The sequence below is a fragment of the Pseudomonas sp. PDM04 genome (genome assembly GCF_014851765.1).
Lineage (GTDB): Bacteria > Pseudomonadota > Gammaproteobacteria > Pseudomonadales > Pseudomonadaceae > Aquipseudomonas.
Genome location: NZ_JACVAI010000007.1, coordinates 364137 through 388546, shown reverse-complemented (window position 1 = coordinate 388546; position 24410 = coordinate 364137). Strand labels below are relative to the sequence as shown.

Sequence of the window (24410 nt, the reverse complement as noted above, 5' to 3'; positions counted from 1 at the left end):
GGCTGGATCAATCATGAACGCATCACTCAAGCAACTCTGGCTGGATCAGACCACACACTCGCCCGGTTCCCTGGACATACGCGGCCTGGGTAAACAGTACGCCATCGAAGGCAAGCCGTTGACGGTCTTGCAGGACATCAACCTGTCGGTCAAGCCCGGCGAATTCGTCAGCATCGTCGGTGCCAGCGGCTGCGGGAAATCTTCCCTGCTGCGCCTGATCGTCGGCCTTGAAGCCGAGTACAGCGGCGACATCCTGCTGGACGGCGAACGGATCGACTCCACCAGCCTGGAGCGCGGCATCGTGTTCCAGGACCACCGCCTGTTCCCGTGGAAAACCGTCGAGCAAAACATCGCGCTGGCGCTGAAAAACCACCCCCTGACGAAAAAGGCAAAAGCGCGCCTGGTGGCGGAACACATTCAACTGGTCAACTTGCAAGGGTTTGAACACGCCTATCCGCATCAGTTGTCCGGTGGCATGGCACAGCGCGCAGCGATTGCCCGCGCGCTGATCAACCAACCGAAAATCCTCCTGCTCGACGAACCGTTTGGCGCCCTCGACGCGCTGACCCGCGTCCACCTGCAACGCGAACTGCAACGCCTGTGGGTGCAGCAACGCAGCACCATGATCATGGTCACCCACGATGTCGAGGAAGCGTTGTACCTGGGCGATCGGGTGATCGTCATGGACGCGCGTCCGGGGCGCATCAAGCACGAAATCCACGTCGATCTGCCCCACCCTCGCGAGCGCCATTCACCGCGCTTGCAGAAGCTCAAGGACGAGTTGCTGACGGAACTGGTCGGCAGTGATCACGTCGAGGTTGCGCCTGTGTAGGTGTTCATTTCCACGCGATTTCAGCCCTCCGACGGTACGTGCTGGCGGGGGTTTCGAGAGCGGGCCAGAGCCGTTACGGCCCCCTGCATCCTGGCGTTTCACACCCTCTTCAACCGATGAAACATATATTCCTGTTACGCATAACTAAATGCTAATTAAGAATTTTTTTATCTATATGAATATCGTGCATGATGTTTTGGCGGTCTTAGCTACAGGAATAGCACCATGGCACTGATTACCCATCCCCATGCTCGCGAGCTGACCAAATCGGTCCGGGCCACCGTACTGGTGTTCAAGGATCCACGCTCGCTGGAACTGCTCAATCGCATCGAGCGTCTCGCACCCAGCGACGCCAACGCGCTGATCATGGGCGAGACCGGTACCGGCAAGGAACTGGTCGCGCGACACATTCACAATCTCAGCCACCGGCGTAACGAGCCCTTTGTCGCGGTCAACTGCGGCGCGTTTGCCGAGACGCTGGTGGAAAGCGAATTGTTCGGTCACGAGAAAGGCGCCTTCACCGGCGCCACCACTAGCAAGGCCGGGTGGTTCGAAGCCGCCAAGGGCGGCACGCTGTTTCTCGATGAGATCGGCGACTTGCCGCTGAACATGCAAGTCAAGCTGCTGCGGGTGCTGCAGGAACGTGAAGTGGTGCGCCTGGGTTCACGCACTCCGATCCCGATCAATGTGCGCCTGGTGTCCGCCACCAACGTCAACCTGGCCGACGCGGTGGTGGCCGGCAACTTCCGCGAGGACCTGTTCTATCGCCTGCACGTCGCGACGATTCGCTTGCCGGCGTTGCGCGAGCGGCCGGGCGACATCCTGCCCCTGGCGGAGTTTTTCCTTGAAGAACATTGCCAGCGGCTGGGCTACAACCGCGCCACATTGAGCCCGGAATGCGAACGCAAGCTGCTTGAGCACAGTTGGCCGGGCAACATCCGCGAACTGGAAAACTCCATTCACCACGCGTTGCTGGTGTGCCTGAACAAACGCGTGCAACCGGAAGACCTGCACCTGGTGGACATGCGCAATCACGGCGCCCGCCCGAACGGTTCGCCGTCGGCTGTCGCTGCCGGCCAGTCACCTGCAAGTCTGGAAGACGCGTTGGCAAAACTGTTCGAACAGAACCTGCCCAACCTCTACGAACACATCGAGGAAACGGTGTTTCGCGAGGCCTACCGGTTTTGCCATGGCAATCAATTGCAGACTGGCAGAATCCTGGGCATCAGCCGCAACATTGTCCGTGCGCGCCTGGAGAAAATCGGTGTCCTCGCACAATCGCCACGCAGCGCCAGCCTGGAAGCCGCCAAACACTGAACACGCCTGCTGCTACAGCAGCAGTCGGACAGCAACGCTGCTGCGTGAATGGCAGCCCCCCCTCGAGTAATGAACACCACCGAGGCCTCTTCCTCCAACGTCGACAGCCACCAGGCCCCGTTTGGAAAGGTTGGGCACAGTAATTGCTCTTTTGCTCTCAACAGCCTTTTTCATAACTGGAGTCAGTAATGGGCAAAGTCCAAACCACTGCCGCTGTGCCGGAGACGCTATGGCGTCAGGCACCGGTCGGCGAGTTGGTCGACCTCGGCCGGGCACCTCGGGTGCCGTTGGCGCAGCTGCGCTTGCAGCGCGCGCCCAAAGGCGTGTTAAGCCGCCGCGAAGGCGTCCTGCTCGGTGTGCTAGCGTTGCTCGCACACGGCGCGGTGATCTTCTGGATCATTCAGCAACCGACCACGGTATTGCCGGTGGTGCCGCCGCAAATTCCGCCGATGACCATCGAGTTTTCGCAACCGGCGCCACCCGTTGTCGAACCCCCGCCGCCACCGCCACCGCCGCCTCCACCACCGGTGGTCGAACCGCCGCCGCCCGTGGTTGACGAACTGGCCGCGAAACCGGCGCCCAAGCCGATCCCCAAGCCCAAACCCGTGGTCAAGCCGGTGCCCAAGCCCGCGCCGAAAGCGGTCGAGCAACCGCCCGCGCCGCCGCAACCGCCAGCGCCGGTCGCCGCACCGCCCGCCCCACCGGCACCCGCGCCGGTGACGCCGGCTTCGGCCAATGCGGCGTACCTCAAGAACCCCGCGCCGGAATACCCGTCACTGGCCCAGCGTCGCGGCTGGGAAGGCACGGTGCTGTTGCGGGTACAGGTCCTGCCAAGCGGCAAACCGGGTGAGATCCAGATCCAGAAAAGCAGTGGTCGCCAGCAGCTCGACGACGCGGCGTTGAACGCCGTGAAACGCTGGAGTTTCGTACCGGCCAAACAGGGCGATGTCGCCCAGGTCGGCTGGGTCAGCGTGCCCATCGATTTCAAAATCAATTAATGACTGAAGGGGGCGGACACATCGCGCCCCACGCCGAGGGAAAACATCATGACGTTACTGGCATCTCCACTTGAATCCATCGAAAGCGCGGTCATCTGGCTGCTGGTGGTTTTTTCCGTCGCCACCTGGGGCCTGGCCCTGCTCAAGGGCGTGCAATTCGGCCGCCTGAAAGCCCAGGATCGCCGGTTTCACAAACAGTTCTGGGCCGCGCCGAGCCTGGATTCGGCCGCGGCATTGGCCGACACCCAACCCGGTGCCGCCGCTCGCGTGGCACAGGCCGGCTATGCCGCGATCCAGGTCGGTGAAACAGCGCCTGCAGCCGACCTGAGCCAGGCGATCAATCACCAGGACCGCCTTGAGCGCGCCCTGCGCCAGCAGATCGTCCGGGAACGCCGCTCACTGGAAACCGGCCTGGCCGTGGTGGCCAGTATTGGCAGCACCTCGCCGTTCATTGGTTTGTTCGGCACCGTGTGGGGCATCATGGAGGCCCTGAAAGGCATCAGCGCGGCCGGTTCCGCCAGCCTGGAAACCGTCGCCGGCCCCATCGGTGCCGCGCTGGTCGCGACCGGCGTGGGGATTGCCGTCGCCGTGCCGGCGGTGCTGGTCTACAACTACTTCCTGCGTCGCCTGAAACTCACCGCCGCCGACCTCGACGACTTCGCCCATGACTTCTACAGCCTGGCACAGAAGAGCGCATTCCGTGTGCTGGTGAACCCGGGCACGCGCAAGGTCGCGGTCCCGGGCACCGCGCACAAAGTGCAGGAGGCGTCCTGAGATGGCCTTCTCCACGCAAGACAGCGACGAGGTGCTGAGCGAGATCAACGTGACCCCGCTGGTGGACGTGATGCTGGTGCTGCTGGTGGTGTTCATCGTCACCGCCCCTCTGCTGACCAACGCCATCCCGATCAACCTGCCCAAGACCGAAGCCGTGGCGCCGGTCGAGCAAAAGGACCCGTTGGTGGTGAGCATCGATGCTGCCGGCAAGCTGTTCATCAACAAGGACGAGATCCAGCCGGACTTGCTGGAGTTCAACCTGACGGCAGCCAAGGCCAAGGACCCCGACGTGCGCGTGCAACTGCAGGCGGATGACGGGGTGAACTATGGCGAAGTGGCGCGAGCGATGGCATCGATCGAACGCGCCGGCATCACCAAGCTGTCAGTGATTACCGCACGATAAGGCTCCTGTGGTTTTTTGGGCCGTCTTCTGCAAAGAGACGGCCCTTTTTTTTGGGATCCTGACCGATGATTCGCCCTTGTAGTAGCGAGCCTGCTCGCGATGGTCAATGGCGTGAAGTCGCCGTTTTTTGCTTGCTGCTCCAGCAGCACCCTCCCCGCACACGTGCTGTGCTCCCAGCAACAATCGCCCCAAAAAAACACATAACTTATTGATAATTGTAGATTTAAATTGATGGCATATCGCTTGCAACGCTGTCCCCAATGCTTAAAAACCGGGGAACTAGACGCATGCAATATCTGAGTGGATTCAAACTCACCAGCCTGGCCATTTCGGTGTCAGGCACGTTACTGATATCGGCTTACGCCACTGCGCAAACCAAGGATTCGGTACTCGACACCGTGGTCGTGCAGGGGCAGAGCGAAACCGCCGAGACCTTTGTCGGCGACGCGAAAAAAGAGAAGGCGCCGCAATCCAGGGCCACCTTGAGCAAGGGCCAACTGGACAAGTTCGTCGGCCTGGACAGCGCCGTCACGGGCGCGCTGAAATACCTGCCGGGGGTGCACTCGAGCGGCGGCGATTCCAGTGGCATCACCGAAGGCTCGCTGAACATTCGCGGGTTCTCCCAGGATCAGCTGGGCTTCACCCGCGATGGCATTCCGCTGAACGACCCGCAGTTCCTGACACCCCACGCGGACTTCCTGGGCGACCCGGAAAACTATGAGTCGGTGTCGGTGCTGTACGGCTCCGCATCGATCAACGCACCGACCCTGACAGCCAGCGGCGGCAGCGTCGAGATCAAATCAGTCGCCCCGACCAAGGAAAGCGGGGTGCTGTACAAGCAGAACATCGGCAGCAACAACCTGTATCGCTCATTCGTGCGGGTCAATACCGGCGAGTACGAGGGCTTTTCGGCGTGGCTGTCGGCATCGCGCACCACTGGCGATCTGTGGGACGACTCCGACGGGGAGCTGTCGTCCAATCGCTACGAGGGCAACCTGCAGTACAAATGGGGGGACGGCAACCAGATCAACGCGTTGTTTTCCAGTTTCCTGATGCGCACCAACAGCTACCTGTCGCCGACCCTGGCGCAATACCGGGCCAACGATTACGACCACGGCTACCCGCGCAACGTCTACCCCACCGAGGGCGGCACCAACGGCGTGGCCGACATCACCGTGCCTGGAAGCAGCGCGGCCAACTCCCGGGCCGACTTCAAGATCCAGACCTATGGCCTCAACGGCGTGTTCAACCTGAACGACAGCGCCCAGCTGAAGATCAACCCATATTACGTGCGCGTCACCGACGGCACCGCCTCCATCGCCACGGCGGCGGTCAACGAACGCACGCTGGGTACCGACGTCAACCATGACGGCGATGCCCTGGACCCGGTGGTGCCGGCGTCGCTGCAACTGTTCCCGACCCAATACCGCGTCGGTTCGAGCAACAGCCTGGACTTGACCCTGGCCGACAACAATGTACTGCAACTGGGGCTTTGGACCGACTACACCCACGCGCGCAACCAGTTCGTGTTCACCCCGATCAAGAGCAACGGCAAACCGGCGAGCATCGATGGCAGCGACTCGATCCGCGACAGTCGTGGCAATGTCGCCTACAACACCAACCAGGCGAACCAGATCACCACGCAAAAGCTTTGGGTCCAGGACACCTGGAACATCAACAGCGCCCTCGCCCTGACCACCGGCCTGGCCTGGCAGCACACCGAACTCAAGGGTGCAGACCGCCTCACCGGTTACGACAACAGCGAAGACTACAATCGTTTCCTGCCCAGCCTGAGCCTGAGCTACCAGCTCGACCAGCAGAACCAGCTCTACTACAACACCACCTCGAACATGCGCGTACCCGCCATCGCGTCGGTGTACGGCCGAATCAACGGCGGCGACAAACAGAAACCCGAGCTGACCTGGAACCAGGAAATCGGCTGGCGCTACAGCACTGACAAGACGCTGGTCAGTGCCGCAGTGTTCTACGACAAGTTCAAGGACCGCCAGGCCGCCTATTCACCGGTGACCGGCGTGACCGAGTACTTCAACGCCGGCAACGTCACCACCAAAGGCCTGGAGCTGGCGGTGAACGGCAAGTTGCCAGCCAACTTCAACTACTTCGGATCCTTCACCTGGCTCAGTTCTACCCAGGATTCGGACTACAGCGCCGGCGGCCTGACCGTCGACACCCAGGGCAATCAACTCTACGACGCGCCCCATCGCCTGGTCAGCGCCGGCGTCGGCTATGACAACGAGGCGTTCTACGCCAACTTCCTCGGACGCTACACCGGCAGCTACTACGGTGACCTGGCCAACACCCAGAAAATCGGCGGCTACACGGTCTTCGACCTTAACCTGGGCTATCGCTTCAAGGACCTGGTCAGCGGGCTCAAGGAAACCACCGTCAGCCTTAACGCCAACAACATTTTCGACAAACAGTACCTCTCCGGGGTGAAGTCCGGAACCATCAACGCCGACCCGACCAACCCCAACTTCTTCGGTGCGCCGCAGTACTACAAAGGGCAGCCACGCTCGCTGGTGGCCTCTTTGACAGTCGGTTTCTGAACCGGCCTTTCGATTATGAAGGGACGGTCTGACCGTCCCGAGGAGCAGGCATGAGTACCGAACACTACGACTACATCATCGTCGGTGGCGGCAGCGCCGGCAGTGTCATTGCCAACCGGCTGTCTGCCCGCGCCGACCAGCGCGTGCTGTTGATCGAGGCGGGTGCCGACACCCCCGACAGCAACACCCCGGCGGAGATTCTCGACGGCCTGCAACCCTGGCGTCCGCGCCTGGCAGGCGAGCGCTTCTTCTGGCCGGACCTGACCATCCTGCGCGCCAGCGAACACCCGGACATCCCGCGCGATGCCCAGGTGTATGAACAGGGGCGCATTCTCGGCGGCGGCTCGAGCGTCAACATGATGGTCGCCAACCGCGGCTTGCCTCGCGACTACGACGAATGGGCGGAGCAAGGCGCCGAGGGCTGGAATTGGCAAGGCGTGCTGCCGTATTTCCGCAAGCTGGAGCGCGACCTCGACTTCGGCCTGAGCGATCCGCAGCAACACGGTCACGAGGGGCCGCTGCCGATTGCCCGGGTCGACTCGCGACGCTGGGGTCGCTTCACCCGCGCCTCCGCGCAAGCCCTGCAGACCCTGGGTCTGAACAACATCGTCGATCAGAACGGACGCTTCGAGGACGGTTACTTCGCCCCAACCGTGGCCATCGAACATGATCAGCGGGTGTCGAGCGCTCGTGCCTACCTGAGCAGCGATGTGCGTGCCCGCGGCAACCTGACCCTGTGGACCGACACCCCGGCGGGCCGATTGCTCCTGAGCGGCAACCGGGTGACCGGGGTGCAAGTGCTGCGCGACGGCAAGCGGCTGGAGGTCACGAGCAACGAGGTCATCCTCACCGCCGGGGCGCTGCAATCCCCCGCCTTTCTGTTGCGTGCCGGGATTGGCCCCGCGGACCAGTTGCGCGACTTGGGTATCGAAGTCGTCGCCGACCGTTCGGGGGTCGGGCGCAACCTGTGGGACCACAGCTCGATCGGGCTCACCGCCCCCCTGCACGATCCGCTCGCACCGAGCGACGAACCCGGTGCCGCCCACTTGCTCGCCGCACGTGTGTCGTCCGGAATCGACCCCAAGGTGCCGGCGGATTTGTACCTGGGCATCGCGTCCAATGCCGAGCTCGGCACCGCGAGTGCGGTGCTTTGGGTGAACAAACCGAGCTCCACGGGCCACCTGCGGTTGCGCAGCGTCGACCCGACGGACTACCCGACGGTGGAGTTCAATCTGCTGTCGGACCGGCGCGACCTGGATCGATTGCGCGAAGGCTTGCAGGTGCTTGCCCGCGTGTTCGCGGACCCGGCGGTGGCCGCCTTCAGCGGTCCGCCACGCTTGAGCCGTTTCGCCCAGGCCTCGACCGATGGGCCACTGCTGTCCGATCTCCTGGCCAACGACGCGGCACTGGAGCGCTACCTGCGCACCCATGTCGGCGGTGTCTGGCATGCCAGCGGCACCTGCCGTATCGGTCGAGCCGATGACCCGCTGGCCGTGGTCGATCACGCCGGTCGGGTGTATGGCGTACAGGGCTTGCGCGTGGCCGATGCGTCGGTGATGCCGAGCATTCCCACCGCGAACACCAACCTGCCGACCCTGATGATCGCCGAGAAAATCGCCGACGCCATTCTGGCCAACGCCTGAGGACCTTCACCATGACCCACTATGCCTTGTTGATCGATGGACAATTGCACACCACCGAGCACCTGGATGAAGTGCTCGACCCCGCCACCGAGCAGGTCGTCGGCCACGCCCCGCGTGCCAGCGAAGCCCAGGTCGATGCCGCAGTCGAAGCGGCGCAACGTGCGTTCGCCGACTGGGCGGCCGACCCGCAGGCGCGGCGCCAGGCGCTGGGCCTGGCGGCGGCCGTGCTGCGGGAAAACACGCAGCAGATCGCCGAGTTGATCAGCCTCGAGCAAGGCCGGCCCTTGCGCTTCACCCTGGGTGAAGTGGCGGGCGCAGCGGCCACGTTCGATCACTACGCCGGCTTTGAAGCACCACCGGCCGACGTCCTGCGCGACGATGATCAACGCCTTGTGCGCCTCGAGCGTCGCCCCCTGGGCGTCGTGGCGGCCATCACCCCGTGGAACGTGCCGATCATCCTGCTGGTACTCAAACTGGCTCCGGCGCTGCACGCTGGCAACACCCTGGTGGCCAAGCCGTCGGAGCACACTCCGCTGTCCACCGTGCTGCTGGGGTATTTGTTGAAGGACGTGTTCCCGGCCGGGGTATTGAACATTGTCGCCGGTGACGGCGCGATCGGTGAGCGCTTGAGCCGGCATCCGCAGGTGCGCCACATCACCTTCACCGGCAGCGTGTCCACCGGCAAGCACCTGTACGCCGGAGCGTCCGCCGACCTGAAGCGCCTGACCCTCGAGCTGGGTGGAAATGACGCGGCACTGGTGCTGGCGGACGCCGACATCCCCGCCATCGCCGAGTCGCTGTTCTGGGGCGCGTTCTGGAACAGTGGCCAGGTGTGCTTCGCCATCAAGCGGCTGTACGTGCATAAGAGCCTGTTCGAACCGCTGATTGCCGCTTTGGTGGCGCGCGCCGAAAGAACCCGCCTGGGCAGCGGCCTGGACCCCGACACCGAATTGGGGCCGCTGACCAATCGCCAGCAACTGGAGCGGGTCAAGGCCCTGGTGGCTGACGCACGCACCCACGGTGCCGTGGTCCATACCGGCGGCACACAGCCCGACGGTCCTGGCTACTTCTTCGCGCCAACCATCGTCAGTGGCATCGGCGCCGGTATCGCGCTGGTCGACGAAGAACAGTTTGGCCCGGTGCTGCCGGTGATTGCCTTCGACGACGTCGAGGATGCCATCCGCCAGGCCAACGCCAGTCCCTTTGGCCTCGGCGCGTCGGTCTGGACCCGGGACGTTGCCCAGGGCGAAGCAATCGCCCGGCGCCTCGACGCCGGCCTGGCCTGGGTCAACCAGCATCTGGACGTGCACCCCGGCGCACCGAAGGGCGGCTACAAATGGAGCGGCCTGGGCTACGAAGGCGGGCTGCGCGGCTATGACGCCTTCAGCGACCTGCAAGTGATCAACATTGCCCGGCGCTGAGCCGGGCACCTATCCCGAACATCAAGGATTTCCCCATGCGTGCCGGTAGCTGGCCCTCGATTATCCTCACCCTCGCGTTCGCCGTGATCATTGCGGCGTGCCATGGCAAAACCATCCTGCTGATCGCCGACATCGCCAAGGCCTATTCAGTCAGCCCCTCTCACGCCAGCTGGGTGGTCTCGGCGGTGGCCATCGTCGCCGCCCTGGCTTCGCCTATCGTCAACTGGGGCGTGGCGCGCGTGGGCGAACGTCACGCAATCATTTCGGGGTTGTTGGTCGCGGCGCTGTCGAGCTTCGCCGCCAGCCGCAGCGACAACTTCTCTGTGTTGCTGGCGCTTCGTGTCGTCGAAGGCGCCGGTTACATCAGCGTGGTGCTGGCGGCACTGGCCCTGTTGATCCACACCACTGCGGGCAAACGACGCACCAGCGCCCTGGCGTTCTGGTCGGTGGCTTCGCCACTGGGCGGTGCCATTGCGATTTTCGCCGTCTCGCCCTACATAGGCGGCGCCCATGAAGAATGGCGTATCGCGTTCAGTGGCCATGCGGTCGTGCTGTTGCTGCTGTTGCTGGCCACCCCGCTGCTACCGTCGATCAACCTCGCCAACCGTGTGGAACGCAAACCGTTGTCCCAGGTGTTCAGGATCTATGCCGACCCTTCGGTGCTGCGCCTGGCGCTCGCGGTCGGCGCGCCGCTGACCGTGGCACTGGGGCTGATCACCATAACCCCGACCTACCTGATCAACGTGCTGAACGTGGCACCCGCGACGATCGGGGTGATTTCCACGGTGGGGATTCTCTCCAGCGTCGTGGCCGGCCTGTTCGCCGGGTTCATTCTCAACCTGCGGCTGATCGGCCCGTTGGCCGTGATCGCCAGCGCCTTCATCGGGGTGACCCTGGAAATCCTGGTGTTCATTCCCGGCGTGAGCGCCGAATGGGCGATCGGGGCGAAAGTGGTCCAGGGCTTCTTCACCAGTTTCGTGGTGGCCTGGGTGTTTACCAGCATCCCGAAAATGACCCGCAACGGCGATGTGATGGGGGCCGGCGGCATTGCTGAACAGGCGCTTTACCTGTCGATGTTCCTTGGCCCGGTGCTGCTCTACCCGCTGTTCACCCTGCCCTCGCGCCTGCCGTTCTTCGCGGCCTTGATCGTTGCCAATCTGCTGCCGTTGTTTCTGCTGCCACTGGGCCTCAAGCGCGACCGCGACAGCGGCTCGCTCGAGACCGGGCTGGCGCGTTCCTGACCCGTCAATCCTCGCAAACCCCTGTTGCATGCCCACGGACGCCGTCCGTGGGCTTTCCCCCCGCGCTCGACGCACGAAATACCGTGACTGTTCCCATTTTCGCAATAAACAGCTTTTCATCCGCGCATTTGTAGCCGCTTCGTTCATGGACAAGCCGGTACATTAGACCTCCATGGTCCCGCAGAGCGACCGACAACAAAACCTACAGCTCGCCTCAGAAATCTGCCAACCATTCGGAGTCTTTCCATGAGCACATTGCGCACCACAGCTTTCCAACTCGCGAGCCTGGCCCTGTTCATCGGTGGCGCCACCCAGGCCATGGCCGAGGACATCACATTCGTTTCCCAGGGCGGTGCCTACCAGGAAGCCCAGAGCAAGGCGATTCTCGAGCCGGCCGCGAAAAAACTCGGCCTGACGCTCAAGCAGGACAGTTCACCGAAGGCCTACCCGATCATCAAGACCCAGGTCGAGAGCGGCAAGGTCACCTGGGACGTGGTCGACCTGCCCACCGGCGACTGCATCCGCGGCGAGGCCGAAGGCCTGTTCGAGAAACTCGACCTGTCGCTGATTCCCAACGCCGCGCAGATCCCGGACAGCCTCAAGGACGAATACAGCGTCGGCTACATCAGTTACTCCACGGTGCTGGCGTATCGCACGGACGCCTTCAAGGGCGACAACGTCCCCAAAACCTGGGCCGACTTCTGGGACACCAAGAAGTATCCGGGCCAACGCTCCCTGCGCAACTTGCCGCGCCCGACCCTGGAAATCGCCTTGCTGGCGGACGGTGTGCCGGTGGACAAGCTTTACCCGCTGGACGTTGATCGCGCCTTCAAGAAGCTCGAACAGATCAAGCCCGACATCACCACCTGGTGGACCTCCGGCGGACAGTCGGCGCAGCTGATCAGCGACGGCGAAGTGGACATGATCCAGGCCTGGAACGGGCGGATCACCGCCGTGCAGGCCGCTGGCGCCCCGGTGGCGTTCGATTACAACCAGGGCGTGCTGGAAACCAACTCGCTGTGCGTCCTCAAGGGTTCCCCGCACAAGGTGGCGGCGATGAAGTTCGTCAACGAAGCCATCGATGCCAAACTCCAGGCGGCACTGCCAATGATCATCGACTACGGCCCGCTGAATCCCGAGGCGTTCAAGACCGGAGTGATCCCGGCCGAGCGCGAGGCCAAGCTGCCGTCCTCTCCCGAGAACATCTCCCGCCAGGCCCTGCTCTCGGCGCAGTGGTGGGCTTCGGATGCCGGGGTCAAGGCAGAGGAACGCTGGCTGGCCTTCGTCCAGAAAAAGTAACGGCCGCTTTGCGCTGCGCCGCGGGCCAGACGCCTCGGCGCAGGACATGCCGTCTGCCTCCCCGATTTCGACATAAAGCACTTCGGCACCGGCCAATTCCACCCGCTTCGTTCGTTGGCATCCCGGTACATTAGGCCTGAGGGTCCCGCAGAGTGACCTGTGCAGACCACTCGCGCTCGCCTTGAGTACCTGCCCACCATTGGGAGTTCCTTACATGACAGTTTCCGAGCACCGCACCTCGCCGTCCGCGAGGACGATTGCCACCGCCAGCACTGTGCGCCAGCGCTGGGTTTCCTCCAGCGCCCTTCAATGACGAGAGGTCTCTATGTCAAACGCCTATCTCGCCAAATCCATGCCTGACTCCAGCGACCAGCAGCAACCGCCGTTGACCAGCGAACACGCCCTGGCCCGAGAGGAACGCAAGGAACACACCTCGATGCTGTTGCTGCTCACCCCCGCCCTGGTGATGGTGGTGGTGCTGTTGATCCTGCCGCTGTGCTGGCTGGCCTTGCAGTCGGTCCAGACCGAGGAAGGGTTTTCCCTGGCCAACTACATCCGGATATTCCAGGAGACCATCTACTGGGACACCTTCGCCCTGACCTTCAAGATCAGCTTCATGGTGACCGTCCTGTCGATCCTGATGGGTTTCCCCATCGCCTACGCCGCCTCGCGCCTGCAAGGTTTCTGGGCCAACTTGATCCTGATCTGCGTGATCCTGCCGTTCTGGACCAGCGTGCTGGTGCGGGCCTATGCCTGGCTGGTGTTGCTGCAACGCCGCGGGCTGGTCAACCAGACGCTGATGGATCTGGGCATCATCGACCAGCCCCTGACGCTGATGCACAACACCACCGGCACGGTGATCGGCACCCTGCACGTGATGCTGCCCTTCATGGTCCTGCCGCTGTATTCGGTGATGAAGAAAATCCCCCAGGACCTCATGCAAGCCTCGGAAAGCCTGGGCGCAAAACCTTTCTACACCTTCCGCCGCGTGTTCCTGCCGATGGCAGCACCGGGAATCATGGCCGGTTCGATCCTGGTCTTCGTGATCTGCCTGGGCTTCTTCATCACCCCTGAACTGCTCGGGGGCGGTCGCACGATCCTGGTGTCGATGCTGGTGCAACGCAACGTCGAGCTGTATCACGCCTGGGGCGCGGCCAGCGCGGTCGGCCTGGTGCTGCTGTTCGTGGTGTTCCTGATTTTCTGGGGCATCAACCGTTTCATTCCCATCGAACGCATTCTGGGAGCGCGCTAAATGAACCTGCTTGCCAACCTGCGTCACCTTCGCCTGTCCCACGTGCTGTTCACCGTGGTGGTGGCGGTGATTCTGCTGTACCTGATCATCCCGGTGCTGATCGTGGTGCCCATGTCGTTTTCCGAAGCCCGCTTCCTGCAATTCCCGCCCAAGCAATGGTCCTTCCATTGGTACGAAGCGTTCTTCAACAGCGTGGAGTGGATGTCGGCGGCACGGGTCAGCCTGATCACGGCGTTCTTCACCATGGCGATCAGCCTGCCGATCGGCATGGCCGCCGCCTACGCCATCAACAACTCGAGCCTGAAGGTGGTGCGCACGCTGCAGATCATTCTGCTGCTGCCGATGATGGTGCCGATCATCCTGATCGCCGCCGGCGTGTTCTTCGTGTATGCCCGGGTCGGTCTGATCAGCACGCTGACCGGGCTGGTGCTGGCGCACATCATGCTCGCGCTGCCCTACGTGATCATCGCGCTGCTGGCCGGCTTGCGTAACTTCGACATGTCGCAGGAAATGGTGGCGCGCAGCCTGGGCATGAACCGCTTCCGCGCGTTCATGGCCGTGACACTGCCGCAGATCAAGCCGAGCGTGGTGTCGGCCACGCTGTTCGCCTTCATCACCTCGCTGGATGAAACCGTGGTGGCGCTGTTCATCTCCGGCGGCGACAACCAGACCCTGACCAAACGCATGTTCACGGCCCTGCGTGACGAGATCGACCCGACCATTGCCGCGATCAGCTCGATCCTGATCCTGGCCTCCCTGATCCTGGTGGTGATCGCCGGTCGCAACAAGCAGTAAACCTTCCGCAAAAACGCCTTTGCCCGCCTGGGCGGTACGCCGGACAGCCTCAATGTCCGGGCTGTACCGCACTCGCGGGCAAAGGCGTTTCCGGGGCATCGTCCCGTCCCTGTCGATCACACGCCACCCGGTCATTTCCAGCGCCAGCACAGCCTGCCGTCATGCGCCTGATTTCAGCATCTATCACCCGTGCGCAGGCCCATCTCGGCATCGGCCACTGGACGGGGCTTTTTACAATGGACCCATCGTTCGCACCCTCAAGGCCCTGATCATGTTGAAAAACCAACTGCGTGACCCTTCCCTGCTTGTCGAACGCGCCTACGTCAACGGCGCCTGGATCGAGGCCGATGACGGCGCGACGATCGACGTGACCAACCCCGCCGATGGCAGCGTGATTGCCCGAGTCCCGGCCTTGCAGGCCGCGGAAACCCGCCGCGCGATCGAAGCGGCGCAGGCGCGCTTCGGCACCTGGCGCGAAGTGCCTGCCGCCGAACGCGCGCGCTACCTGGAGGTGTGGTTCAACCTGATCATGGAGAACCAGGAAGACCTGGCGCTGATCATGACCAGCGAGCAAGGCAAACCGCTGACCGAGTCCCGCGGCGAAATCGCCTACGGCGCCAGTTTCGTCAAGTGGTTCGCCGAGGAAGCCCGGCGCATCTATGGCGACACGATCCCTTCGCCAGCCGCCGACCGGCGCATTCTGGTGCTCAAGCAACCCATCGGCGTGGTCGCGGCCATCACCCCCTGGAACTTCCCCAATGCGATGATCACCCGCAAGTGCGCACCCGCCCTGGCGGCCGGTTGCACGGTATTGGTCAAGCCCTCGGAGATGACCCCGCTGTCGGCCCTGGCGCTGGCGGTACTGGCTGAACGCGCGGGCATCCCGGCCGGCGTGTTCAACGTCCTGACCGGCCTGCCCGCCGGGGTCGGTGGCGAAATGACCGCCCACCCCGATGTGCGCAAACTGTCGTTCACCGGTTCCACCCGGATCGGCCAGTTGCTGATGAGCCAGTGCGCCGCCACTATCAAGCGCCTGAGCCTGGAACTGGGCGGCAACGCGCCGTTCATTGTCTTCGACGACGCCGACCTTGACCTGGCCATCGCCGGCGTCATGCAGAGCAAATTCCGTAACGCCGGCCAGACCTGCGTTTGCGCCAACCGCATCCTGGTGCAGGACGGCATTTACGACCGTTTCGCCGAACGCCTGAGCGCCGCCGTGGCCGAGTTGAAAGTCGGCGACGGCCTGCAAAGCGGCGTCACCATCGGGCCACTGATCAACGCCGCCGCCGTGGACAAAGTGGCGCGACACATCAACGACGCCCTGGAGAAAGGCGCGAGCATCGCCATCGGCGGTGCACCTCAAGGCGAGGGGCTGTATGTGCAGCCCACGGTTCTGCGCGATGCCAACGCCGACATGCTGCTGGCCACGGAAGAAACCTTCGGCCCGGTCGCCCCGCTGTTCCGCTTCAAGGATGAGGCCGAAGCCCTGACCCTGGCCAATGCCACGCCCTACGGCCTTGGCGCGTATTACTTCACCCAGGACATGCGCCGCGCCTGGCGCGTCGGTGAGCGCCTGGAGTTCGGCATGGTCGGCCTCAACACCGGGATCATTTCCATGGAAGTCGCGCCCTTCGGCGGTATGAAGCAATCGGGCACCGGCCGCGAAGGTTCCAAGTATGGCCTGGACGAGTTTCTCGAGGTGAAGGCCTGGCACATCGGCGGCCTGGGCTGAGCGTCACCGGCGCAAAGCAGCCTGTAGCTCCCCACTCGCGCCGGACAGCAGATCCTGTTGACCCGGCGCCCCAAAACGGCACGAATCAGGCCCGCGCCTGTGTTCAGATAACCAGCAGGCTTATCGGGCAATCCCTGGTTCCACAGAGGACGACGCTTCATGAATTTCACTGAAGGTTTTGAATCGGTCAGCGTTAACAAAGTGTGCAAGCACTACGGCAACCTCAAGGCTTTGAACAACGTGGACCTCAAGGTCGAAGCCGGGGAATTCATGTCATTGCTGGGCCCGTCCGGCTCGGGCAAGACCACCTTGCTGAGCATCCTGGGCGGTTTCATCCGGGTCAGCTCAGGCAGCATTTTATTTGGCGAACGCGACGTCACCCTGATGCCGCCGCACAAGCGTGAAATCGGCGTGGTGTTTCAGAACTACGCGCTGTTCCCGCACATGACCGTCGGCGAGAACGTGGCCTTTCCACTGCGTGCCCGTGGCGAAAGCGCGAGCAAAAGCCGCGACCGGGTCAAGAGCGCCCTGGCGACCGTGGAGCTGTCGGGGTATGAAGACCGCAACATCGCCGCGCTGTCCGGCGGTCAGCGTCAGCGCGTGGCCCTGGCCCGCGCCATTGTCTTCGAACCCAAGCTGATCCTGATGGACGAACCGCTGTCGGCCCTGGACAAGCAACTGCGTGAAATCATGCAGATTGAATTGCGTGCCCTGCACAAGCGCCTGGGCGCCACCATGATCTACGTGACCCACGACCAGCGCGAAGCCCTGACCATGAGCGACCGTATCGCGATCATGCGCGGCGGTCAGTTGGTGCAGGTCGATACACCGCGTCGCCTGCACGATCACCCGGCTGACGATTTCGTCGCCAGCTTCATTGGCGAAAGCACCCTGGTGCCGCTGCAACGCGGTTCGGACAACGGCTTGACGCTGGGCGCCACGACCCTGCGCACGACGCGCCCGGTGCCGACGTCCGGCGACGTGTTCCTGGCCCTGCAATCGGAAAAACTGCTGCTGGACAACGGCAGCTCGGGACCGGAGTGGAACCGCCTGCGTGGCCGCGTGGCCGACATCGTTTTCCAGGGCGAAAGCCTGAAGGTGTTCGTCGACCTCGAAGGCGGGCCAACGGTCAGCCTGCGCCAACCCAGCCATCACGAAGGCAACCTCAACCTGCCGCCCATTGGCGCACCGATGATGATGCGCCTGCACCCGGAAGACACCATCGTCGTCCCCCGCGCCGGGGTCTGATTCATCCGCAACACTTCGGCCCGTAGCAGCACGGTTGGTCGGCATCAGCAATCCAGGGTCACGCCGACCAACCGCTCTGCCACGGGCCGATGTCGTTTCCGGGGCAAACGATACCCGGCGCCCGGCGCAGCGAAATATTTCGTCACACCCCTGCAAAACAGTCGATCACAGCGCCCGGCACCCCAAGTTCAGCGCTTGTGGTTCCGGGCAATCCTTATCCTGATGACATCACCCGCCACCTTCGGCGTTCACGGAGATCGAGATGAATTCTGCACTGACTGAAAACCAACGTCTGCTGGCCCTGCGCGAACAGCATGTACCGCGTGGCATCGCCACCGCCCACCCGGTGGTCGCGGCGCGCGCGCAGGGGGCCGAACTGTGGGATGTCGACGGCAAGCGCTATCTGGATTTCGTCGGCGGCATTGGCGTGCTCAACGTCGGCCATAACCATCCGAAAGTGGTCGAGGCCGTGCGTCGCCAGGTGGGCGAGATCTCCCACGCCAGCTTCCAGGTGGTGGCCTACGAAAACTACATTCAAGTGGCCGCCCGCCTGAACAAACTGGTCGGCGGCGACGCCCACTACAAAAGCGTGTTGTTCACCTCCGGCGCCGAAGCCGTCGAGAACGCGGTAAAGATCGCCCGTGGCTACACCAACCGCACGGCGGTGATTTCCTTCCGCGGCGGGTTCCACGGCCGCACCCTGCTGGGCGTGACCCTGACGGGCATGAGCCAGCCCTACAAGCAGAACTTCGGCCCCTTCCCCGCCGAGATCTATCACGCCACCTACCCCAACGCCTATCGCGGTGTCAGCAGCGATGACGCGCTGGCCGAGCTGGATGAGCTGTTCGCCACCGACGTCGCGCCGGATCGGGTCGCCGCGATCATCATCGAACCGGTCCAGGGCGATGGCGGCTTCCTGGCGGCGCCCAGGGAATTCCTGCAAGCCTTGCGTGCCCGCTGCACCCAGCACGGCATCGTGCTGATCCTCGATGAGATCCAGGCGGGTTTTGGACGGACCGGCACAATGTTCGGTTTCCAGCATGCCGACATTCAGCCCGACCTGGTGACCGTCGCCAAGAGCCTGGCCGGTGGCATGCCGCTGTCCGGCGTGGTCGGTCGCGCCGAGATCATGGACGCGCCGACCCCGGGTGGCCTGGGCGGCACGTACGGCGGCAACGCAGTCGCTTGTGCCGCAGCGCTGGCCGTACTGGACCTGTTCGAAGAGCAGGATCTGCTGGCTCAGGGCGAGACACTGGCCACTCAACTGCATGACGAGTTGCTGGCCCTGCAGAAACGTTACCCGAGGATCGGGGACGTGCGCGGCCTGGGCTTCATGCAGGCGATTGAAATGGTCGCCGACGATGCCGCTCACAGTCCGGATGCGGCACTGGCGCAAAAGGTCATCGATGAAGCCCGTCAGGCCGGTTTGCTGGTGATCAAATGCGGTGTGCATCGCAACGTGGTGCGGTTCCTCGCGCCGCTGGTGACCACGCCGGAGCAAGTGGCAGAAGCCTTGCAGATGCTCGAAAAAGCGTTGGCCGCCGCCTGCTGAACGCGCTGACGGTAACACCCGGCCCGACCTGCCCTGGCAGTGTCGGGCCGTGGGCCGAATCATGATGGAACCGGCATGGCCTACTCAGGAGCAACTCATGAGAGTCACCCATTACAAGGCGTTGGGCCTGTCCTTCGGCACGCTGGTTGACCGCGAACGGGGCATTCTCGAAGGCCTGCGACCGCTGGCAGTGCAGAGTGAAACCAGCGCCAGCGACGCGCAGCTGCTCAGCGCTTACCGACAAGTGGCGCAGGAGCTTGCCAGCCAGGCGCCGCAGATCAGCGCAACGGCTTTTCAAGGCCAGCTCTACCAACGTGTGGCGCAACAATTGCAAATCATTCCGGGCTGGGATGAAAGTGTGGCATTCAGTAGCTCTTCTTCCCTGTGGCCCATTTTCGAAGATGCTCCCGGTGCCCTTCAGTACCTGGGCAAGTTCTACCGTTTGATACTGATCGCCCCACCCCAGGGTATCGATGTACTTGCCCTGGCCCGTCGCCTGCCGGTCGAATTCGATGCGATTGTCGAACCCAGCGACGAGGATTGGCACAACAGCCTGGAAAGCGAGTTGCATCGCCTGGGGCTGGAGCGTTCGCAACTGTTACCGGTGCGCAGCACGGAAAGCGATGACCCGTGGAATCAGCGGGTGGATTTTCCGGTCTGCACACTCCGTCGCGGCCATGACCAGCCGTGGAACCATTCGCCTCAGGCAATGGACGGCAAGCGCTGTGAATACGCCAGCCTCGCTGACCTGGCCCATGCCCATCAAAGGGCATTGCACGCCTGAGGACGACGGCCCTGATTTGATATTGCGAGGACTGATCAATGGACGCTGCAACCAAGCTCGACCGAATCGACATCAACATCCTGGTCCAATTGCAGAAGGACGGGCGCATGACCAATGTCAGCCTCGCCGAAGCCGTTGGCCTGTCGCCCAGCCCTTGCCTGCAACGCGTCAAACGCCTGGAGGCCGCCGGCTACATCAGCGGCTATGAGGCCCACGTCAATCTGGCCAAGTTCGCCAATTCGGTGACCGTGTTCACCGAAATGACCCTCTCGGACCACAAGCGTGCCGACTTCGTGAAGTTCGAATCGAGCATCCGCAACATCGACGAAGTGCTGGAGTGCCACTTGATCAGTGGCGGCTACGACTACCTGGTGCGCTTCCTGTGCAGCAGCATTCAGCACTACCAGGAACTGATGGAATCGATCCTCGACAAGAACATCGGCATCGAGAAGTACTTCAGCTACATCGTGATCAAATCCCCCGTGGTCAAGAGCACCGTGCCGTTGCGCAGCCTCGTTCGGGCGGTCTGAAACAAAACCTGCAGCGGTGCGGCGGGCCCTGTCGTTGGCCAACCGCACCGCTGCAGGTCGGATGAATCCTCAAGCGCCTTTGCCGAACTCACGACAAGATGCAGAACACCTTGCGCACGGTCTCCTCGCTGACCCACGCGTTGGTGGCGCCCTTCGGTACGATCACCGTTTCTCCCGCCCGCACATGATGGCGGTCGCCCTGTTCAGCCTGCAGCGTCACCGAGCCTTCGAGGATAAACATCAGCTCGCTGTAACCGGGCTCGACCTGCTGGCGAGCGTACGCCTCGCATTGCCACAGCCCGATACGCAGGTGACCGGCGCTGAACAGGGTTTCACTCCAGGCCCTGGGTGTCGCGGTCAACAGCACACTGGCTGCCGGCGGGCTTGCGGGCGCAAGCGGCTGGGACAGGTCGATCCTGAGGGGACGGCCGGGCATTTGCGTGGAGGCTGAAAGCCCCGGAAACGCCATGAACAGCCGGCGCAATTGGCCGTGATGTTGCCAGCGCACACGGACGCCACGGGGCACGACGAAGCAATCCCCCGCCGTCAGTTGCAGGTCGAAACCCTCCCCCTGCAAACGCAGTTCTCCGGCTTCAACCACACCCAGTTCAACCCAGGGGAATGCCTCAATCAGCAGGTTCGCACCGGTGCTGACACTGCTGCCGGCGGCATAGCCCTGAACGGGGTCGTGGAAGTTGATGACCCGCCCGGCCGCCAGTGGATCGCCCTGCAGGGCGAACGCGGCGCAGGGCAATTGACGATCAGTGTGGGGGTGGGAGTAATGCAGAATCGGTGGCATACGCTTAACGCTCGCTCATCGGCCGATGATGTCTAGAAATTGCTGCCAGCCCGCCGCCAGGCGAACGCCCGGCGCCCGGAAGGCATGCAGAGGAATGGGGTTGAAATGCTCGCCCGCGAGCAAGCCGAGCTCGACCTTCTCGCCCGCCGTCATGGCGGCCAGTTGCTTGCCCATCCAGGTCGACATCGCGACGCCGCCACCGTTGTAGCCGATGGCGTAGTAGCTGCGCTCATCGAGCTGCCCGGCATGGGGAAGGTAATCCAGGGTCATGGCCACCAGGCCCGACCAGCGATAGGCGATGGGCTGGTCGCGCAGGCTCGGGAACACATCGCCCATGCTGCGCTGCAACGCGTCGAACGCGCTTTGTGAATCGCCTTTGCCGAACGCGCCACGACCGCCGAAAATCAGGCGATCGCCGATGACCCGAAACCAGCGCAACATGCGCTTGGTGTCGCCACACACCTGCCCGCCCGGCAGGATCGCGGCGAGGATGTCCGGCGGCAGGGGTTGCGTGGCGATGATTGCGCTGCGAAACGGAATCAACCGTCGATGCAAGGTATCGGTGGCTCGGGTCTGATCGGAATAACCGTTGGTGGCGTAGATCACCTGCCGGGCACTGACCCGCCCTTGCGGCGTCTGCACGATCACCCGGCCGCCTTCATGACGCACTTGCTCGGCCGGGCTGTTGATGAACATTTTCACGCCATGCTCGACCAGGTGACGCGCCATGCCGCGCGCGTAATTCAAAGGGTGGATACCGCCGGCCTTGGGGGTCAGCAGGCCGCCGGCGAAGATCGTCGAGCCGGTCATTTCCCGAACCTGCTCGGCCGAGATCATGCGTGATGACGTACCGCCGGTTTCACGCTTGATCCAGTCCGCAGTCGACCCCAGCGCACCCAGCGCGTGGACGTTGTGCGCCGCAGCGATATGCCCGCCCAGGTGCAACTCGGCACCGGTCAGGCCAAGGGTTTCGACCATCTCCACCAGGCTGTCCACTGCGGCATAACCGGTGTGGTACATCTGCAACGCCGTGTCGCGGCCAAAGCGCGACATGAGCGTGGGAAAGCCCACCCGGAACTTCGGTGACACCACGCCGCCATTACGTCCGCTGGCGCCCCAGGCCAAGGTATTGGCCTCGACGATGAGGGGCTCGCGACCACTGCGGGCGATGTGATGGGCTGCCGAGAGGCCGGTGTAACCCGCACCGATGATCACCACGTCGCACTGCCGCTCGCCTTCCAGGGATTGCAGCGCAGGTGCCGGTTGGGCGGTGGCCGCCCATAAGCTCTGAACAGTCATGCCAGCCTCTCGACTCAATAGGGATTGGCGCTCATGGCCAGGGCCCGAGCGCCGAGGGGATCAACCCAGCTCTTTCTCGACCGCGTCAGCCAGTTGCGCCAGCGAGGTGAAGTGGTAATGCGGTTCGGTGCGTTCCGATTCCAGGGTGCCGCCGGTGCCTTTCTGGGCAAAACGACGCTCGATCCAGCAAGTCTGATAACCCAGGCGCATGGCCACGCCGATGTCGTGATACTGGCTCTGGGCAACGTGCAGGATATGCTCGAACAGAATGCCCTGGGTCGCCAGCACACCCCGGGTGTAGGCAAAGAACTGCGGATCAGGTTTCTCGAAACGCACATCGTCGACGGTGACCCGTACGTCGAACGGCTGGTCGAGGGTTTCGGCCATATAGTTCAGGGCCCAGATCTGCGAGTTGGTGGTGGCCACCAGTTTGAAGTGCTTGCGCAGGCGCTTGAGTGCTTCGACCGAATCAGGGAACGCCGGGAAATTCTTCACCGCCTGCGCCAGGCCCTTGGCGTAGTCGTCGTTTTCCGGCAGCCCCAGCTTGGAAGCGATGACGTGGTAGCAACGCTCCAGGTCATCCGGCCACCAGCCCGAATCGGTGGAGGCGCGGGCCTCGCGATAGGCTTTGAGAATCTCGTCGTCGCTGCGAGCCTTGCCCGCTTCACCCGCGACTTCGCGGACATGGGCCAGAATTCCGGCTTCGAAATCGATCAGGGTACCGACAACGTCAAACGTCAGGGCTTTGAACTGCTTGAAAGACATAGGGCGCTCCGCAAGAAAAGTCATAAGGGTGAAACTGACTGGACAGGCCCATTATCTGCCCGCCTTCTCGCGAAATATTCTGTTTTGCCCTACCCCAGAGGCATAACCTACTGTTTTTTTACTCGACGTGCCGCACCTGTGCTCAACGGGTCGATTCCAGGGTCGCGAGCAACCCCAGATGAGGGTAAAGCGCGTCGATCCTGAGCATGTCCTCGCGCATCTCTTCGATGATCCAGTCACGCACGCTTTCCACGATCGGACGTACCGGACGGTTGGCCGGAACCACCAGGCAGCAACGCCGGGAATTGACCCGAAAGGCGTCCGTCGCCGGCACCAGTTCACCCTTGCACAAGGAGTTCGACACCACGTTCAACCACCCCAGCGCCATGCCCTGGCCCAACAAGGCGGCCTGGACCACCACGGCATAATCGGAGAACACCAGCGCATTGTCGGCGCGCCCCGGTGCCTCGAAAGCGGCGGCCCAGCCACGATCCTGATTGTCCATGCTGATCAGCGTCGGCACTTGTTTTTTGCCCTTGCCCTGAACGACATCGGCGAGGTACTGGGCGTTGCACACCGGCAGGGTAATTTCCGGAATCACCAGTGTATCCGTGGCTTTCAGGCTGCCGGCCTCCAGGTAGCGCATGCCCAGGTCGACGTCCACCAGGGGCCCACCGATCCGCCCGGACATCAATTGATAGCGCATGTCGACGGTGGGGAATCGCTGGCTGAAGCGGCTCATGCGCGGCATCAGCCAATGGGTGGTGAACGCGGTGGACACCGACAGCGTCACGGTCTCGATCCCCGTCGCCCGGGCTTCGATTTCACTGATTGCCGACTCGATGGTACTGAAGCCTTCCTGCACGCGGCGATACAAAATGCTGCCGCTCTCGGTCAGCCTCGCGCCGCCGCGAACACGCTCGAAAAGCTGCACGCCAAGGTGCTCTTCCAGACGCGACAACATGCGGCTCACGGCCGGCTGGCTGACGCACAGTTCATCCGCCGCCCGGGTGAAGCTGCCACATCGGGCAGCCGCTTCGAAGACGAACAGGGAGCTGGAGCTGGGGACCTTGCGGCGAAGATTGGACATGACCTGAGTTTATGCCTGGCACAACTATTAGTAAATTGTCCCGAACAAAATACCCCGCCTATTCTGGTG

The 24410-nt window shown here is 63.1% G+C and carries 21 protein-coding genes; 17 read left to right on the top strand and 4 right to left on the bottom strand.

Annotation, left to right across the window (positions count from 1 at the left end; genetic code table 11):
• Window positions 1-13 precede the first annotated feature (13 nt).
• The 17 genes from IB249_RS26425 to IB249_RS26345 all read left to right on the top strand — a co-directional run bounded on the left by IB249_RS26425 (window position 14) and on the right by IB249_RS26345 (window position 20388).
• The gene (locus IB249_RS26425) at window positions 14-832 is read left to right on the top strand and encodes an ABC transporter ATP-binding protein (RefSeq protein ID WP_192308810.1); all 819 of its coding nucleotides are present in this window, start codon (window positions 14-16) and stop codon (window positions 830-832) included.
• A gap of 225 nt (window positions 833-1057) precedes the next feature.
• Window positions 1058-2149, top strand: coding sequence for a sigma-54 interaction domain-containing protein (locus tag IB249_RS26420; RefSeq protein ID WP_192308809.1), 1092 nt, complete (start codon window positions 1058-1060; stop codon window positions 2147-2149).
• A 188-nt stretch (window positions 2150-2337) separates the two neighbouring features.
• Window positions 2338-3147 carry an energy transducer TonB gene (locus IB249_RS26415; RefSeq protein WP_192308808.1) on the top strand — a complete coding sequence of 270 codons (810 nt, stop codon included), beginning with the start codon at window positions 2338-2340 and terminating at the stop codon, window positions 3145-3147.
• Window positions 3148-3195: 48 nt separating this feature from the next.
• A complete protein-coding gene (locus tag IB249_RS26410) occupies window positions 3196-3921 on the top strand; it encodes a MotA/TolQ/ExbB proton channel family protein (RefSeq protein WP_192308807.1) in 726 nt (241 codons plus the stop codon).
• Between the two features lies 1 nt (window position 3922).
• On the top strand, window positions 3923-4324 hold the full coding sequence (locus tag IB249_RS26405; protein ID WP_057023577.1) for an ExbD/TolR family protein: 402 nt from the start codon (window positions 3923-3925) through the stop codon (window positions 4322-4324).
• A 287-nt stretch (window positions 4325-4611) separates the two neighbouring features.
• A complete protein-coding gene (locus IB249_RS26400) occupies window positions 4612-6891 on the top strand; it encodes a TonB-dependent receptor family protein (RefSeq protein WP_225607202.1) in 2280 nt (759 codons plus the stop codon).
• Window positions 6892-6941: 50 nt separating this feature from the next.
• Window positions 6942-8534: a GMC family oxidoreductase gene (locus tag IB249_RS26395; RefSeq protein ID WP_192308805.1), complete on the top strand. Its 1593-nt coding sequence runs from the start codon at window positions 6942-6944 to the stop codon at window positions 8532-8534.
• Between the two features lie 11 nt (window positions 8535-8545).
• Window positions 8546-9955, top strand: a complete 1410-nt coding sequence (locus IB249_RS26390; RefSeq protein ID WP_192308804.1) for an aldehyde dehydrogenase family protein — start codon at window positions 8546-8548, stop codon at window positions 9953-9955.
• A gap of 35 nt (window positions 9956-9990) precedes the next feature.
• Window positions 9991-11196: an MFS transporter gene (locus tag IB249_RS26385; RefSeq protein WP_192308802.1), complete on the top strand. Its 1206-nt coding sequence runs from the start codon at window positions 9991-9993 to the stop codon at window positions 11194-11196.
• 246 nt (window positions 11197-11442) lie between these two features.
• Window positions 11443-12495: an ABC transporter substrate-binding protein gene (locus IB249_RS26380; RefSeq protein ID WP_192308800.1), complete on the top strand. Its 1053-nt coding sequence runs from the start codon at window positions 11443-11445 to the stop codon at window positions 12493-12495.
• 325 nt (window positions 12496-12820) lie between these two features.
• Window positions 12821-13747, top strand: coding sequence for an ABC transporter permease (locus tag IB249_RS26375; RefSeq protein ID WP_192308798.1), 927 nt, complete (start codon window positions 12821-12823; stop codon window positions 13745-13747).
• Window positions 13748-14542, top strand: a complete 795-nt coding sequence (locus tag IB249_RS26370; protein ID WP_192308795.1) for an ABC transporter permease — start codon at window positions 13748-13750, stop codon at window positions 14540-14542. It abuts the gene before it with no gap.
• 271 nt (window positions 14543-14813) lie between these two features.
• Window positions 14814-16274, top strand: a complete 1461-nt coding sequence (locus IB249_RS26365; RefSeq protein WP_192308794.1) for an NAD-dependent succinate-semialdehyde dehydrogenase — start codon at window positions 14814-14816, stop codon at window positions 16272-16274.
• 159 nt (window positions 16275-16433) lie between these two features.
• On the top strand, window positions 16434-17522 hold the full coding sequence (locus IB249_RS26360) for an ABC transporter ATP-binding protein (protein WP_192308793.1): 1089 nt from the start codon (window positions 16434-16436) through the stop codon (window positions 17520-17522).
• A gap of 262 nt (window positions 17523-17784) precedes the next feature.
• Window positions 17785-19074, top strand: a complete 1290-nt coding sequence (gene gabT / locus IB249_RS26355) for a 4-aminobutyrate--2-oxoglutarate transaminase (RefSeq protein WP_192308792.1) — start codon at window positions 17785-17787, stop codon at window positions 19072-19074.
• Between the two features lie 97 nt (window positions 19075-19171).
• A complete protein-coding gene (locus IB249_RS26350; RefSeq protein WP_192308791.1) occupies window positions 19172-19858 on the top strand; it encodes a hypothetical protein in 687 nt (228 codons plus the stop codon).
• A 38-nt stretch (window positions 19859-19896) separates the two neighbouring features.
• Window positions 19897-20388: an Lrp/AsnC family transcriptional regulator gene (locus tag IB249_RS26345; RefSeq protein ID WP_081567735.1), complete on the top strand. Its 492-nt coding sequence runs from the start codon at window positions 19897-19899 to the stop codon at window positions 20386-20388.
• Between the two features lie 88 nt (window positions 20389-20476).
• Here IB249_RS26345 and IB249_RS26340 read toward each other — a convergent pair whose 3' ends face one another.
• The 4 genes from IB249_RS26340 to IB249_RS26325 form a co-directional block, all read right to left on the bottom strand.
• Entirely contained in the window at window positions 20477-21187 is a 711-nt protein-coding gene (locus IB249_RS26340) for a cupin domain-containing protein (protein WP_192308790.1), read from the bottom strand.
• Between the two features lie 15 nt (window positions 21188-21202).
• Window positions 21203-22486: an NAD(P)/FAD-dependent oxidoreductase gene (locus IB249_RS26335; protein WP_192308789.1), complete on the bottom strand. Its 1284-nt coding sequence runs from the start codon at window positions 22484-22486 to the stop codon at window positions 21203-21205.
• 60 nt (window positions 22487-22546) lie between these two features.
• Window positions 22547-23251 carry an HAD-IA family hydrolase gene (locus tag IB249_RS26330; protein ID WP_192308787.1) on the bottom strand — a complete coding sequence of 235 codons (705 nt, stop codon included), beginning with the start codon at window positions 23249-23251 and terminating at the stop codon, window positions 22547-22549.
• A 142-nt stretch (window positions 23252-23393) separates the two neighbouring features.
• Window positions 23394-24341 carry a LysR family transcriptional regulator gene (locus tag IB249_RS26325; protein ID WP_192308785.1) on the bottom strand — a complete coding sequence of 316 codons (948 nt, stop codon included), beginning with the start codon at window positions 24339-24341 and terminating at the stop codon, window positions 23394-23396.
• Window positions 24342-24410: the final 69 nt, after the last annotated feature.